The organism is Pseudomonas sp. LLC-1, from assembly GCF_002992185.1.
GTDB classification, from domain to species: Bacteria; Pseudomonadota; Gammaproteobacteria; order Pseudomonadales; family Pseudomonadaceae; genus Aquipseudomonas; species Aquipseudomonas monteilii.
In genome coordinates this window covers 156,101-170,766 of record NZ_LUVY01000017.1, presented here as the reverse complement: position 1 = coordinate 170,766, position 14,666 = coordinate 156,101, and the positions used below count along the sequence as shown (strand labels likewise).

The 14,666-nt window shown below is 64.8% G+C and carries 16 protein-coding genes; 6 read left to right on the top strand and 10 right to left on the bottom strand.

Annotated elements, in window-relative coordinates; genetic code table 11:
- From madL to mdcA, 8 genes are all read right to left on the bottom strand, one after another.
- Positions 1–423, bottom strand: coding sequence for a malonate transporter subunit MadL (gene madL / locus A0O30_RS19275; RefSeq protein WP_105947566.1), 423 nt, complete (start codon positions 421–423; stop codon positions 1–3).
- 65 nt (positions 424–488) lie between these two features.
- Positions 489–1,409: a malonate decarboxylase subunit epsilon gene (mdcH, locus tag A0O30_RS19270; RefSeq protein WP_105947565.1), complete on the bottom strand. Its 921-nt coding sequence runs from the start codon at positions 1,407–1,409 to the stop codon at positions 489–491.
- The gene (locus A0O30_RS19265; RefSeq protein WP_105947564.1) at positions 1,406–2,020 is read right to left on the bottom strand and encodes a malonate decarboxylase holo-ACP synthase; all 615 of its coding nucleotides are present in this window, start codon (positions 2,018–2,020) and stop codon (positions 1,406–1,408) included. The genes mdcH and A0O30_RS19265 overlap by 4 nt, the downstream gene beginning before the upstream one ends.
- Before the next feature lies 1 nt (position 2,021).
- Positions 2,022–2,813, bottom strand: coding sequence for a biotin-independent malonate decarboxylase subunit gamma (gene mdcE, locus A0O30_RS19260; RefSeq protein ID WP_105947563.1), 792 nt, complete (start codon positions 2,811–2,813; stop codon positions 2,022–2,024).
- Positions 2,810–3,658: a biotin-independent malonate decarboxylase subunit beta gene (locus A0O30_RS19255; protein ID WP_105947562.1), complete on the bottom strand. Its 849-nt coding sequence runs from the start codon at positions 3,656–3,658 to the stop codon at positions 2,810–2,812. The genes mdcE and A0O30_RS19255 overlap by 4 nt, the downstream gene beginning before the upstream one ends.
- The gene (locus A0O30_RS19250) at positions 3,651–3,950 is read right to left on the bottom strand and encodes a malonate decarboxylase subunit delta (RefSeq protein ID WP_105947561.1); all 300 of its coding nucleotides are present in this window, start codon (positions 3,948–3,950) and stop codon (positions 3,651–3,653) included. Before A0O30_RS19250 ends, A0O30_RS19255 begins: the two co-directional genes overlap by 8 nt.
- 1 nt (position 3,951) lies before the next feature.
- On the bottom strand, positions 3,952–4,908 hold the full coding sequence (locus A0O30_RS19245; protein WP_105947560.1) for a triphosphoribosyl-dephospho-CoA synthase: 957 nt from the start codon (positions 4,906–4,908) through the stop codon (positions 3,952–3,954).
- A complete protein-coding gene (gene mdcA, locus A0O30_RS19240) occupies positions 4,908–6,569 on the bottom strand; it encodes a malonate decarboxylase subunit alpha (protein WP_105947559.1) in 1,662 nt (553 codons plus the stop codon). The genes A0O30_RS19245 and mdcA overlap by 1 nt, the downstream gene beginning before the upstream one ends.
- Before the next feature lie 254 nt (positions 6,570–6,823).
- Between mdcA and A0O30_RS19235 the strand changes: the two genes are divergently transcribed.
- Both A0O30_RS19235 and A0O30_RS19230 read left to right on the top strand, forming a co-directional pair.
- The gene (locus tag A0O30_RS19235) at positions 6,824–7,894 is read left to right on the top strand and encodes an enoyl-CoA hydratase/isomerase family protein (protein WP_105947558.1); all 1,071 of its coding nucleotides are present in this window, start codon (positions 6,824–6,826) and stop codon (positions 7,892–7,894) included.
- A gap of 16 nt (positions 7,895–7,910) precedes the next feature.
- On the top strand, positions 7,911–9,062 hold the full coding sequence (locus A0O30_RS19230) for an acyl-CoA dehydrogenase family protein (protein ID WP_060496945.1): 1,152 nt from the start codon (positions 7,911–7,913) through the stop codon (positions 9,060–9,062).
- A 166-nt stretch (positions 9,063–9,228) separates the two neighbouring features.
- Here A0O30_RS19230 and A0O30_RS19220 read toward each other — a convergent pair whose 3' ends face one another.
- Complete coding sequence (locus tag A0O30_RS19220) at positions 9,229–10,161, bottom strand: LysR family transcriptional regulator (protein WP_016713940.1); 933 nt, start codon at positions 10,159–10,161, stop codon at positions 9,229–9,231.
- Positions 10,162–10,287: 126 nt separating this feature from the next.
- On the opposite strand from A0O30_RS19220, the gene A0O30_RS19215 reads away from it, so the two are divergent.
- A complete protein-coding gene (locus tag A0O30_RS19215; protein WP_105947556.1) occupies positions 10,288–10,548 on the top strand; it encodes a DUF2790 domain-containing protein in 261 nt (86 codons plus the stop codon).
- A gap of 1 nt (position 10,549) precedes the next feature.
- On the opposite strand, the gene A0O30_RS19210 is transcribed toward A0O30_RS19215, so the two are convergent.
- On the bottom strand, positions 10,550–11,242 hold the full coding sequence (locus A0O30_RS19210; RefSeq protein ID WP_105947670.1) for a tRNA (adenine(22)-N(1))-methyltransferase TrmK: 693 nt from the start codon (positions 11,240–11,242) through the stop codon (positions 10,550–10,552).
- 137 nt (positions 11,243–11,379) lie between these two features.
- Between A0O30_RS19210 and A0O30_RS19205 the strand changes: the two genes are divergently transcribed.
- From A0O30_RS19205 to A0O30_RS19195, 3 genes are all read left to right on the top strand, one after another.
- A complete protein-coding gene (locus tag A0O30_RS19205) occupies positions 11,380–11,760 on the top strand; it encodes a RidA family protein (protein ID WP_003247927.1) in 381 nt (126 codons plus the stop codon).
- Between the two features lie 121 nt (positions 11,761–11,881).
- The gene (locus A0O30_RS19200; protein ID WP_105947555.1) at positions 11,882–13,882 is read left to right on the top strand and encodes a U32 family peptidase; all 2,001 of its coding nucleotides are present in this window, start codon (positions 11,882–11,884) and stop codon (positions 13,880–13,882) included.
- 207 nt (positions 13,883–14,089) lie between these two features.
- Positions 14,090–14,647, top strand: a complete 558-nt coding sequence (locus A0O30_RS19195) for a TetR/AcrR family transcriptional regulator (RefSeq protein WP_105947554.1) — start codon at positions 14,090–14,092, stop codon at positions 14,645–14,647.
- Positions 14,648–14,666: the final 19 nt, after the last annotated feature.

The window sequence follows — 14,666 nt, the reverse complement described above, 5'->3', positions numbered from 1 at the left end:
TCAACGACCTCCTGCAGGGGCAACCTGCGCGTGGGTTTCGGGGCTGGGTTCAAGCGCGGGCAATGGCTCACCCCGGTGGCTGCGGCTGATCAGGGCAATGGTCGCGCCGCACACCAGCACCGCACCTACCGCTGCCAGCAGTGCCACAGGCCCGCCGTGCAGGGCGGTGACCACGTTCTGCTGGGCCGCCATGGCGACCACGACCGGGATGTACATGGCTCCCCAGAAGCCCACCCCGAATTCACATTCCTTGCTCATGCCGCCGTTGCGGTGCATGTACAGCCGTGCACAGATCAGCAGGATCATGGCAATGCCGACCCCGCCCACATTGGATTTGACGCCCAGCAGCACGCCCAGGAAATCGCCGACGATAACGCCGGCCAGCGTGCAGACCGCCAGCAGTGCCACACCATAGATGATCATTGTTGTTGTCCTCAGGTAGTGTCGAAGTTGCTTGTTGTTGTTCTTCGCCATCCGCAAACCCGCCATCATCGGTCGCCGGCCACCTCCTGGCGCAGCAGCGCATCCAGGGTGTCCCAACGGGTACCTTCCACCGCCACCACCCTGCCCTGCTCAAACACGGGCCGGGCAAGCCCGCTGAGTACGCTGCCAGGCGGTATTTCAAGGTGCAGGCGCACGCCGCGTTCATAGGCGTTGCGCAACGTAGCACGCCAGTCGACCACCCGCGCCATGTTGCAGGCCAGGTCGTCGCGCAGGCGCTGTGGGTCGGACACCGGCCGTGCGCTGCTGCCGCTGAGGTAGGTAATGCGTGGCCGCTGGAGCTCGACCGTCGCGAATGCACGGGCCAATTCCGCAGCCGGGCCGTCGAGCAACCGGCAATGCGACGGCACGCTGACCGCCAAGCGCCTTGCCACACCTTGGCCCAGGCGACGAGCCCTGGTCGCCACCTCAGCCATCGCCGTATCGCTACCGGCAATCACAATCTGGTTATCACTGTTGAGGTTGGCGACGTATACCTCACCGCCCACCTCAATCAGCAGGCGCTCGACACTGGCCAGGTCCAGGCCACTGAGCGCGGTCATGCCGTAACCTTGCGGATAGGCACCTTGCATCAGCTCGCCACGCAAGGCGACCAGGCGCACGGCATCGGCAAAGCCCAAGGCACCCGCCACGACCGCTGCCGGATAAGCACCAATCGACAAGCCCGCCACATAATCCGGTGCCGGGCTGCGTTGTATCAGCCAACGCGCCCAGGCCACGCCGCTCAGCAGCAGGCACAGCTGCACGGCGCGGGTATTGTGCAAGGCTTGCTGGCTATCCATGCCCAGCACCTGCTGGCCGAGGACATCGCTGGCCTCTTCCAGCAGTTGCCCACAACCTTCAGGCAGGCGTTGCAGCATGCCCACCTGCTGGGCACCCTGGCCGGGGAAGGCGAACAGGCTGCTCATGCGACATGCTCCATCAAGGCCCAAGGGTCGCTGACCAGGCGCGGGCCATGGGGCGACTTGAGCAGCACGCGGGGGGCAAAGCTGGCCCACTCGCGCAGGGCGACCGCACCCGCCGGGGTTTCCAGTTGCACATCGATACTGCACGGCGCGCAGTCGAGGATATCCAGCAGCTCCCGCGCCTGGGCGCGGGCCAGCGGTCGTGGCGTGCGCAACAGCAGGTCCAGGTCACTGTCGGCGTGTACCACTTCAATGCCGGTCGCAAGCTGGTACCCCACCCCACCCGTCGGCCCCCAGGCCAAGCCACGGGCCTGCAATACCGGTGTGACCGAAGCCAGTGCCTGCAATGCAGGCCATGGGCTTTGCTCATGCACGCGCAGCGCTTCAGGGCCTTGCTGACGCTGGATATCGGTCAGGCGCATCAAGGCACCCAACCGCTGCGCCCGGCCGTGACCGCGAAGCCCCACCGCCACCCAGCCCGCTTCACAGGTGGCACGGCGCACCACCACCGGCTGACCGCTTGCCAACACCTCCAGCGCCCACTGCGGCGCGTCCGTGGGCAAGCCCGACACGGGCATCCCCCACAGCAGGTCGTGCGGCCTTGGCGCGTTCATCTCAAGCGCCCTGCCACTGGCGGCGCAGCTGTTCGCGCACCTGGCGCGAGGCACTGCGGTTTTCCCCCGCCAGCCGCGACGACAGGTCAGTCGAGCTACCAATATCGCGTACCGCTTCGGCCAGGCAGGCACGCACCTGCACAATGTCGGCGCTGCTCGGTGCCTCGGCGTTGTCCACGGTCAGGCGGCGCCACAGCAGGCCCAGCGAGGCGTAACTATCCAGGTCGTAGGCCATGGGCGGCACTTCGGCGGCCAGGGCCTCCAGTTGCTCGACGCTGCGCAGGGTAATCCGCGCCGCAGCCGCCTTGCCCATTGCATGCACCATCACGCCTTCATCGTCCAGGGCGATCAGGCGCTGGGCCTGATAGCCGTGGGCCAGGAAGGCACCCGACATGGCCTTGCCAACCAGCAAGCCGATCACCGGATGCCCGGCCAGCCGCGCCTGGGCATAGGCCTGCACGGCACCGGCCAAGGCCTGATGGATACCCAAGGCCTCCTCACGGCGGCCATAGGCCTGGCTGGGTACATCGATCACCGCGACAATGGCCCGCTTCTGCCCGTTGCGGTCAGCCGCCACCGCCTCGCTCACGGCCTTGGCCAGGCCCCAGCCTTCCAGCAGGCCGACCTCGCCCGAGCGTGCGCGGGGGAACGGGTTTTCAGCATCAGGCACCACGGCGATGAAGCGCGCCAGGCGGTTGTCCAGTTCGCCATCGATCACCCGCAACGATGCGGGGTAACCGGGCAACGCTTGCCCGCCGGCCAGGCCCGGCAGCCAGTTCAGGGCACGGTTCATTGGGCTTCTCCTTGATAAAGGGCGCGTACGGCAGCGGCATCCAGTTGCGGGCAGTCATCGCCCAGCCGGGCCAGCCTGTCCAGGAACCAGACATGCTGGCGGGCGCGATCTCTGGAAGGTGCGTCCAGCAATTGCAGCAAGCGTTCGCGCAGTGCATCGATGTCGTCGGCCACATAGCCGTCCACCAATCCGCTGGCATGGCGCTGCTCGCCACCGGTCAGGCTCCAGATGAAGGGGCGGTCCTTGGCGTCGTACTCGCCAATGCCGGCTTCCTGCTCGATCACTTGCGGGCCGTTGAGGCCCAGGCGGGCTTCGCGGGTGACCAGCAAATGGCTGCACAGGCCTGCCGCGATGGACATGCCGCCAAAGCAGCCGACCGAACCTGCGATCAAGCCGATCACAGGTTGCCAGGCCCGCAGTTCGACAATGGCGGCCTGAATCTCGGCAATGGCTGCCAGGCCCAGGTTGGCCTCTTGCAGGCGCACCCCGCCCGTTTCCAGCAGCAGCACGGCGCACGTGGGGATGCCGTTGCGGTTGTCTTCGATGGCCAGCTCCAATGCGCCGGCGATCTTGGCACCGCCCACCTCACCCATGCTGCCGCCCTGGAAGCCGCCTTCGATGGCGGCTACCACCGTTTGGCGCCCGTTCAGCCGGCCCTTGGCGATCACCACGCCATCATCGGCCTGGGGCACGATGCCCTGGCGCGGCAACCAGGGTGACATCAGCCGATCGAACGGCCCCAGCAATTCACGGAAGCTGCCCGGGTCGAGCACGGCACGCGCCCGTTGACGGGCACCCAGTTCGACAAAGCTACGGCTTTGCAGCAAGCGTTCAGTGTCAGTCATGGGCAATCTCCTCGAAGCCTTGCTCAAGGCGCAGGCGCACCACGCCAGGGGTAGCGCCGAAGTCATGGATATCGATGTTCACGGCCGGCCAGGCGCGGCCCTCGAACAGGCGCTGGAACAGTTGCGCCCAGCGGGCAGCGCTGCCGTTGACCGAGGTGACTACCTGGATGTTCAGGCTGCCGGCAGTGCCAGGCTCGATCAGTACTTCCAGGTCGCCAGAGCTGACGCAGCCCACCAGCGTGCGACCACGCCCCGGTTCGGCGGCGGGAAATTGAAAATTCAGGGTTTCCATGTCACAGGCTCCCGGCTTTGTCGAGGAACAGGCAGGCGGCCAGCAAGTCGGCGGCGCCGCCCGGTGAGGCGTTCAGGTGCAGCAGGTGCTGGTCCAGCTGGCGCAGTTGCCGGCGCCCGGCCAGGGTGACGCTGCCGCCTTCGGCCAGTACGGCCAGCGCGCCTTGCTGCACGGTGGCCAGGCCGGCTGGGCCGCTGCGCCAGAGCACGCAGGTGTCGCTGAGCACGGCCATGATCGCCAGCAGCGCGTCAAGCCGGGCATGTTGCTCGCTGGCACCGGCGGCGCGGCTGCGTTGCAGTTGTGGCAGGCCGTGGCCGATGACGGCGGGGAAGCCTTGTTGCGCCTGCTCGCGGGCGCCGCCGGTGCCGTAGCGGCGGCGGACCTGCTGGCCGTGGCTGTCTTGCGGGACCAAGGCCGGGTCGTCCAGCAAAGCGATGCGCCCGGCGCGGGCGGCCAGGGTGCTGGCGTCGGCCTGGGTATCAAGGGCTGTGGCCGCTACCAGCAGGCCCAGTGCCCAGATGGCGCCGCGGTGGGTGTTTACCCCGCCAGTGGTGGCGAGCATGGCGGCCTCGCCTTCGCGGCCGAGCTGACCGAGCGAGGCGCGCAGAGGTTGGCTGATTTCGCCGAAGGTTTGGGCAGCTTCGGCCATTTGCCGCAGGCAGGGCCACAGTGACAGCGCCGAGGCGTGCATCAGGGGCAGCGACATGTCGGGGTGGGTGCCGTTGCTGCGGCGGTCGACCAGGCCGGGTTTGGGGGACAGGTCGGCTTCGTCGATCAGGGCTTCTACGGCAAGGTCGGCCAGGTGGTCATGCAGCGGGATTTGGGTTGCCTGGGCTGGCCTCTTCGCGGGCATGCCCGCTCCCACAGGGATCGCACCAGTATCAAGCTCAGCAGTGACCCTGTGGGAGCGAGCGTGCTCGCGAAGCTGCACATGCGGTTGCAAGTCGTGTGCGTTCATCACCAGCTCCTGAACCGTGCAGGCGGGTTGTAGAGGCCGCCGGACCACTCGACCAGGTCGGCAATGCTGCGCGCGGCCAGCAGTTCGCGGTTGGCGTCGGTGCGGCGGATGCCGAGGTCTTCGGGCAAGGCGATCAGGCCCTGTTGGCGCATGCGCAAGGTGTCTTTCGGGTCATGCCGCAGGCCGATGGCGGTGACCCCGGCCACGGCGGCAATCATCTGCTGGCGTTCTTCCAGGCTGTGGGCCTTGTACAGGTAGGCAATGCCCTCCTCGGTCAGCAAGTGGGTGACGTCGTCGCCATAGATCATTACCGGTGCCAACGGCATCCCGGCCTTCTTGGCCACTTCCACGGCATCGAGGGTTTCCACGAAGGTGGGCTTGCCGCCTTCCTGATAGGTCTCGACCATTTGCACCACCAGCTTGCGGCCGCGTTCGAGCATTGTGTCCGGCACCGTCATGTCGAGCCAGGCCGGGGTGGCGTGGCGTCGGCCGCGCGGGTCGTGGCCCATGTTCGGTGCACCGCCAAAACCGGCCAGGCGGCCGCGGGTGACGGTGGAGGAATGGCCATCGCCATCCACCTGCAACGTGGCGCCGATGAACAGGTCGACCGCGTACTGCCCCGCCAGCTGGCACATCATGCGGTTGGAGCGCATCGAGCCATCCCGCCCGGTGAAGAACACATCCGGGCGCTGGGCGATGTAGTCCTCCATGCCCAGCTCGGTGCCGAAGCAATGCACGCTTTGCACCCAGCCGGTCTCGATAGCCGGAATCAAGGTTGGGTGCGGGTTGAGCGTCCAGTTGCGGCAGATCTTGCCCTTCAGGCCCAGCGACTCGCCGTAGGTGGGCAGGATCAGTTCGATGGCGGCGGTGTTGAAGCCAATGCCATGGTTCAGCGACTGCACCTGGTGTTTTTCGTAGATGCCACGAATGGCCATCATCGCCATCAGCACATGCACCGGTTTGATATGGCGCGGGTCGCGGGTGAACAGCGGTTCTATGTAGAAGGGCTGGTCGGCGACCACCACGAAATCGACCCAGGAGGCCGGGATATCCACCCGTGGCAGGTCGTCCACGCGGTCCACCAGCTGGTTGACCTGGGCAATGACGATGCCGTCGCTGAAGGCGGCCGGCTCTACCAGTGCCGGCGTGTCTTCGGTGCTGGGGCCGGTGTACAGGTTACCGTCGCGGTCGGCCATGAAGCCGGCCACCAGGGTGACGTTGGGAATCAGGTCGACCAGCAGCCGCGAGTAAAGCTCGATGTAGGTGTGGATGGCGCCGACTTCGAGCAGGCCATCTTCCAGCAGTTGGCCGATGCGCAGGCTCTGCGGGCCGGCAAAGGAAAAGTCGAGCTTGCGGGCGATACCGCGTTCGAACAGGTCCAGGTGCTCGGCGCGGCTAACGCTGGGCATGATCATGTGCAGGTCGTGCAGGCGCCCGGGGTCGACCTTGGCCAGCGAGCGTGAGAGGAAGTCTGCCTGCTTCTGGTTGTTGCCTTCCAGCACCACCCGGTCGCCGGGGGCCAGCAACAGCTCCAGGGCTTCGACCATACGTTCGGTGGGCAGCACCACGCCGTCGGCGAGGTGGCGTACCCGATCAAGGCGGCGCTGCTTTTCGGCACGCCGCCGCGACCATTGCGGCGGTGGATTCTGCGTTATTGTCATGGTGACTCCACGGGTTCGCTGTCGTGGGGTCACCTTAGGGCTGTGTTGCCTGACGGATCAATCAAGCTACCGGTGGGTTCGTTACGCTCAGATTAATGATTTGCCGGGCTGGGCGACTGGCCAACAGCAAAAATGCACGATGCCCCTGCATAATTGTCGATTGTGCAAGGCAAATTCGCATGACAGGATCCTGCGATCCTCCAGCGAACTCCAGACTTCACTTGGAAAATCAATAACAAAGCAGGGAGAACGCAATGACTGCGCACGCTCAAGCCTCGGTAACCGAGCATGTACTGGCCGAGGTCCGCAACCAGATCGGCCACCTGACCCTGAACCGCCCCGCCGGCCTCAATGCCCTGACCCTGGATATGGTCCGTAGCCTGCGCCAGCATCTGGACCAGTGGGCCGAAGACCCGCACGTGCGCGCGGTGGTGCTGCGCGGCGAAGGCCCAAAGGGCTTCTGTGCCGGTGGTGACATCCGCTCGCTGCACGACAGCTTCAAAGCTGGCGACACGCTGCATGAAACCTTCTTCGTCGAAGAATACGCCCTCGACCTGCTCATCCACCGCTACCGCAAGCCGGTGCTGGTGCTGATGGACGGCTTTACCCTGGGTGGCGGCATGGGCCTGGCCCAGGGCTGCGACCTGCGCGTGGTTACAGAGCGCAGCCGCCTCGGCATGCCCGAAGTCGGCATCGGTTATTTCCCGGATGTGGGTGGCAGCTACTTCCTGTCGCGTATCCCTGGCGAGCTGGGCACCTACCTGGGCGTCAGCGGCGCACAAATCCAGGCGGCCGACGCGTTGTACTGCGGCCTGGCCGACTGGTACCTGGCCAGCGACCAACTCGCCGCCCTTGACCAAGGCCTGGACCAGTTGAGCTTTGGCGACAACCCGCTCAAAGACCTGCAGAACCTGCTGGCCAGGCTGGGCACGCAGGCGCTGGGCGATGCGCCACTGGAAAAACTGCGCCCGGCCATCGACCACTTCTTCGCCCTGCCGACCGTGCAGGCCATCGTCGAGCAGCTGCGTGCGGTGAGCATCGGCGACAGCCATGCCTGGGCCGTCGCCACTGCCGACCAGCTGGAAAGCCGCTCGCCGCTGGCCATGGCGGTTACGCTGGAGATGTTGCGCCGTGGCCGCCACCTGGGCCTGGACGACTGCTTCGCCATGGAACTGCACCTGGACCGCCAGTGGTTCCGGCACGGCGACATCATCGAAGGCGTGCGCGCGCTGATCATCGACAAAGACAAGCAGCCCCGCTGGAACCCGCCGACCCTGGCCGCGCTGCAGCAACAGCGGGTCGACCAATTCTTCGAAGGCCTGTGAGCCCGGGAGTACACAGATGCAAGACCTGGAACTGAGCGAAGAACAAATCATGATCCGCGACATGGCCCGGGACTTTGCCCGTGGCGAGATCGCCCCGCATGCCCAGGCCTGGGAAAAGGCCGGCTGGATCGATGATGGCGTGGTGCGCAAAATGGGCGAACTGGGCCTGCTGGGCATGGTGGTGCCAGAGGACTTCGGCGGCAGTTACACCGACTACGTGGCCTACGCCCTGGCCGTGGAAGAAATTGCCGCGGGCTGCGGCGCCACCGGGGCGATGATGAGCATTCACAACTCGGTAGGCTGCGGCCCGTTGCTGGCTTACGGTACTGCCGACCAGCAACAGCAATGGCTGCCGCGCCTGGCCAGTGGTGAAGTGATCGGCTGCTTCTGCCTGACCGAGCCGCAGGCCGGCTCCGAAGCGCACAACCTGCGCACCCGTGCCGAACGGGTCGATGGCGAGTGGGTCATCAATGGCGCCAAACAGTTCGTCAGCAATGCCCGCCGCGCCGGCCTGGCCATCGTTTTCGCGGTCACCGACCCGGAGCTGGGCAAGAAGGGTTTGTCGGCATTCCTGGTGCCCACCGACAACCCGGGGTTCAAGGTTGACCGCAGCGAGCACAAGATGGGCATCCGTGCCTCGGATACCTGCGCAGTTACCTTCGACAACTGCCGCATTCCTGCCGCCAATATCCTCGGCGAGCGTGGCAAGGGCCTGGCCATCGCCCTGTCCAACCTGGAAGGTGGCCGTATCGGTATCGCCGCCCAGGCCTTGGGCATCGCCCGCGCCGCGTTCGAGGCGGCACTGGTGTACTCACGTGACCGCGTGCAGTTCGGCAAGCCGATCAACGAGCACCAGAGCATCGCCAACCTGCTGGCCGACATGCAGGTGCAGGTGAATGCCGCACGGTTGCTGATCCTGCATGCCGCCCGCCTGCGCAGCGCCGGCAAGCCGTGCCTGTCGGAGGCGTCACAGGCCAAGCTGTTCGCTTCGGAAATGGCTGAGCGGGTCTGCTCGATGGCGATCCAGGTGCATGGCGGGTATGGCTACCTGGAGGACTACCCTGTGGAGCGGTACTACCGGGATGCGCGGATTACGCAGATTTATGAAGGGTCGAGCGAGATCCAGCGCATGCTGATTGCGCGGGAGTTGAAGCACTATCCCCTGTAATTAGCTGGAACACTGGGGCCGCTGCGCGGCCCATCGCCGGCAAGCCAGCTCCCACAGGAATTGCACTTCCTTTAAGACCAGTGGAGACCTTGTGGGAGCTGGCTTGCCGGCGATAGGGCCAGTGCAGGCGGTACAAGAAATCGACTCAGACCAGCAAATCAGTGTTTCAACGCCAATACCGCGCATCATCCACCACCTTCGCATGCCCCTCGAACAGCGCCGGCAGTTGCTCCTTGAGGTAGTCGATCCAGGTCCGCACCTTGGCATCCAGGTAATGCCGTGACGGGTACATCGCGTACAGCGCACTTTCGCGCAGGCGGTACGGCGCCAGCAGCCGGCACAAGCGCCCCTGCTCGATGGCCTGGCTGGCGGTATAGAACGGCAGCAGGCCGATCCCCATGCCCAGCTCACTGGCCACCAGCATGGCATCGGCCACGTTGGTGGAAAAATTGTCACGCGGTGCGATCACGCACTGATCCACACCCTGGGGGAATACCCAGTCGCCTTCATACATGGGATAAGCCATGCGCAGGCAACGATGCGCATGCAGGTCCTCGGGGCGTTCAGGCACGCCATGCCGCTCCAGATAGCTGGGTGCTGCGCAGGGGATACTGAAAATATCGCCAAGCGGCACAGCGATCAGCTGTGAGTCCGGCAGCGCACCGTCCACGGTGATCACCACGTCATGACCTTCGGCCAACGGGTCGGGGTTGCGCTGGGACAGCGTCAGCTCGATTACCACTTCCGGGCACAACGCGTTGTAGCCCGCCACCAGCGGCATCAACAGCAGGCCCAGCCCGTGCGGGCAATGCAAACGCAGGTGGCCGCGAGGCGTGAGGTGCGCGCCACGCGCCTCACCCACCGCTTCTTCGGTCAACAGCATGATCTGCCGCGCCCGCTCCAGAAACCGCTCACCGGCCTCGCTCATGCGCAGGCGCCGGGTGGTGCGGTGCAGCAGGCGGGTCTGCAGCTGGTTTTCCAGCTCGGCGACAATGCGCGAAACCTGCGCTGCAGAGATGTCCAGGGCATTGGCGGCTGCAGCGAAGCTGCCGCATTCCACCACACGGGCGAAGGTACGCATGGCATGCAGCATGTCCATGACAGTGTGCTCCTTGTTCAGTCTTATTCTTGCGTTACAGGCAGGAATCTATCACGGCTTAGCCCATTTATTGTGGATCACCAATGAATACATCATTAGCCATACATTGAACACAAGGAGCCTGCCATGAAACGTTCGATCGCTGTAATTGCCGTTGCCGCTGCCCTCAGCACGTTCGGTGCCTTCGCCGATACCGCCAAAAACCAGCCTGTGAGCAGCAATTACGAGTACGGCATGCCGCTGGATGTGGCCAAAGTGATCTCCATTACCCCGGCCAGCAATGCCGCCGACTGCCAGGTTGGCACGGCGCACATGGTGTACGTCGACCATCAAGGCCAGAAACGCGAAGTGGACTACCGCGAAATGGGCAACTGCTCACAGCAGTAAGTCAGGCCAGCACCTGGGTGATCCAGCCCACCTGCCGATTGAAGTCGTCAATCTTTACCTGAGGCACCGCATCACGGGCACGTTCGAAGTTGGCCAGGGTTTGCTGCTTCTGTTTCAGCATGCGCCGCCATTTCACCCGAAACGCCTCGCTTTTTTCCTGCAACAGCACCGGGCCGAAGTACAGCTGTTCAGCGGTGTACGCAGCCTCGCCGGGCTCGGCAACGATGATTTCGTAGTCGAAGCGGTTTTCCCGCAGCAGTTCTTCGTTGACGATGCGGTAACCGTTACCCGCCAGCCACTCGCGCAGCTCGCGCTCAGCGCCATTGGGCTGCAACACCAGGCGCATGACGCCAGCAAGGCGCTGCTTGCCGGCCTGCAGAATGTCGCACATGGTGTCGCCCCCCATGCCGCAGATGCTGATCACCGAAATGCGGTCGTCTGCCTCCACTGCAGCCAGGCCATCGGCCAGGCGCACGGTGATACGGCCTTCCAGGCCATTCCTGCGGACATTACGCTGGGCCGAGGCGAATGGCGTCTGCGCCACCTCCCCCGCTACCCCGGCCTCGATCACACCCCGCAGCATCAAGGCCACCGGCAGGTAGCCGTGGTCCGAGCCAATGTCGGCCAGGCGCGCGCCCTGTGGTACATGGGCGGCCACGCGCTCCAGGCGCCTGGACAAAGTCTGTTCGTTCACCGTAAACCCCCGGTTTTGCAATGGGGCGCGATTCTGACGGTGAACGCCGCGCATTTCAAACACCGGGGCACCCTCGACCCGCCCGCCCCGCTCGCGTAGGCTTGCCGCTTTCCTTCCGTTGCAAGGCAAGACACACCATGGCAAACGCAGACATCATCTACACCCCGGACCCGGACGCCGAGTCGATTTCGTCCGACGTCGCCGAATACAACGGCGTGCTGGTCACCACCCAGATCCCGACCCACGCCGATGGCAGCCTGGAACTGGGCGGCATCGTCGAACAAAGCGAATGCACCCTGCAGGCGCTGAAAGTGGCGCTGGAGAAAGCCGGCAGCGGCATGGACCGCGTGCTGCACCTGACCATCTACCTGACCGACATGGCCGACCGTGCCGCGTTCAACGAGGTGTATCAGCGTTTCTTCAGCAAGCCCTGGCCGGTGCGTGCCGCCGTGGGTGTCGCCTCCCTGGCGTTCGAAGGTATGCGCGTTGAAGTGACCGCAATGGCCGCCAAGCGCTGACCTGCTCTTTGTGGGAGCCGCCTGCGCTCCCACCTTGCACCTCCCGGCACCCCGATGATGCCGCCAGCCCGTTTCGCCGCTACAATGCCCGCCTACCGTGACAGCCCGAAAATATAACGACATGTCCCTTCCAAAGAATCACCTGGAACTGCTCAGCCCTGCCCGTGACGTGGCCATCGCCCGTGAAGCGATCCTGCACGGCGCTGATGCCATCTACATTGGCGGCCCGAGCTTTGGCGCGCGCCATAACGCCTGCAACGAAGTCAGCGATATCGCCGAACTGGTCGAGTTCGCCCGTCGCTACCACGCACGCGTGTTCACCACCATCAACACCATCCTCCACGACAACGAGCTGGAGCCGGCGCGCAAGCTGATCCACCAGCTGTACGACGCCGGTGTCGACGCACTGATCGTGCAGGACCTGGGGGTGATGGAGCTGGACATCCCGCCGATCGAGCTGCACGCCAGTACGCAGACCGACATCCGTACCCTGGAACGGGCCAAGTTCCTCGACCAGGCCGGTTTCTCGCAACTGGTACTGGCCCGTGAGCTGAACCTGCAGCAAATCCGCGCCATTGCCGCCGAAACCGACGCCGCCATCGAATTCTTCATCCACGGTGCGCTGTGTGTGGCCTTCTCCGGCCAGTGCAACATTTCCCACGCGCAAACCGGCCGCAGTGCCAACCGTGGCGATTGCTCGCAGGCCTGCCGCCTGCCCTACACCCTGAAAGATGACCAAGGCCGCGTGGTGGCGTTCGAGAAGCACCTGCTGTCGATGAAGGACAACAACCAGACCGCCAACCTGGCCGACCTGGTCGATGCCGGCGTGCGCTCGTTCAAGATCGAGGGCCGCTACAAGGACATGGGCTATGTGAAGAACATCACGGCCCACTACCGCAAAGAGCTCGACGCCATCCTCGAAGGCCGCCCGGCTTATGCCCGTGCATCCAGCGGCCGCACCGAGCACTTCTTCCTGCCCGACCCGGACAAGACCTTCCACCGCGGCAGTACCGACTACTTCGTCACCGACCGCAAAGTCGATATCGGCGCCTTCGACTCGCCAACCTTCACCGGCCTGCCGGTGGGCGTGGTGGAAAAGGTGGGCAAGCGTGACATGCAAGTGGTTACCGACGTACCGCTGACCAACGGCGACGGCCTCAACGTGCTGGTCAAGCGCGAAGTGGTGGGCTTTCGTGCCAACATCGCCGAGCCGCGCGGCGAATTCGTGGAAGACGGCCACACGCGCTACCGCTACCGTGTCGAGCCCAACGAAATGCCCGAGGGCCTCTACAAGCTGCGGCCCAACCACCCGCTGTCGCGCAACCTCGACCACAACTGGCAGCAGGCCCTGCAACGCACCTCGTCCGAGCGCCGGGTCAGCGTGGAGTGGCACGCAGTACTGCGCGAGCAGCGCCTGATGCTGACCCTGAGCAGCGAAGAAGGCGTGAGCGTGCAGGTGGCCCTGGATGGCCCGTTTGGCGCGGCCAACAAACCGCAGCAGGCGCTGGACCAGTTGCATGACCTGCTGGGCCAGCTGGGTACCACGATGTACCACGCCGACAGCATCCAGCTGGACGCCCCGCAGGCGTACTTCATCCCCAACTCGCAGCTCAAGGCCCTGCGCCGTGAAGCCATCGAGGCACTGACCGAAGCGCGTATCAAGGCGCACCCACGTGGTGGGCGCAAGGCCGAGACCACGCCGCCACCGGTATACCCCGAGTCGCACCTGTCGTTCCTGGCCAATGTGTACAACCAGAAGGCCCGCGACTTCTACCACCGCCACGGCGTGCAACTGATCGACGCGGCCTACGAGGCCCATGAAGAGCACGGCGAAGTGCCGGTGATGATCACCAAGCATTGCCTGCGCTTCTCCTTCAACCTGTGCCCCAAGCAGGCCAAGGGCGTGACCGGCGTGCGCACCAAGGTGGCACCGATGCAGCTGATCCAGGGTGACGAAGTGCTGACCCTGAAGTTCGACTGCAAACCGTGCGAAATGCATGTGATCGGCAAGATGAAGAGCCACATCATCGACCTGCCTACCCCAGGCAGCGCGGTGGCCCAGGTGGTGGGGCACATCAGCCCGGAAGACCTGCTGAAAACCATCCCGCGCGGGCCGCATTGATCTTCGATCTGTACGGGCCTCTTCGCGGCTAAAGCCGCTCCCACAGGGAAATCACAGCATTCGAAGCGGTGAAAATCCCTGTAGGAGCGGCTTTAGCCGCGAAAGGGCCCGGAAAGATACAAAAAGGTCTCATATGAGACCTTTCCACTTGATCCCCCACCTGATTTCTGCACAATAATTGCCATGCGACCCACGCGAGGCATAGCGATGCATCCCACACCCCACGACGAGCGCCTGCTCAAGGCCCTCGCCCACGCCATCGTGGTTCACCCCCGCGCCACCCTGAAGGAGCTGGCCGAAACCGCCGGTGTCAGTAAAGCCACCCTGCACCGCTTCTGCGGCACCCGCGACAACCTGGTGACCATGCTCGAAAACCACGGCGAACAGGTGCTCAACCAGGTGATCGACAATGCCGCCCTGCACACCGCCGAGCCCTTGGCTGCCGTGCGGCACCTGATTGCCGAACACCTCAAGCACCGCGAAATGCTGGTGTTCCTGATGTTCCAGTACCGCCCCGACACCTTGCTGGGCGACAGCGAAGACCGCCGCTGGCTGGCCTACACCCAGGCGATGGATGCGTTTTTCCTGCGCGCGCAGCAGATGGGCGTGTTGCGTATCGACATCAGCGCGGCCGTGTTTACCGAGATGTTTATCACCCAGATCTACGGCATGGTCGATGCCGAGCGGCGTGGGCGCGCCGCCAGTGCCAATTCGGCACAGGCGTTGGAGCAGCTGTTTCTGCAAGGCGCGCTGGCCAGGCCCTGAAAGCCAAGGTGGCAAGGGC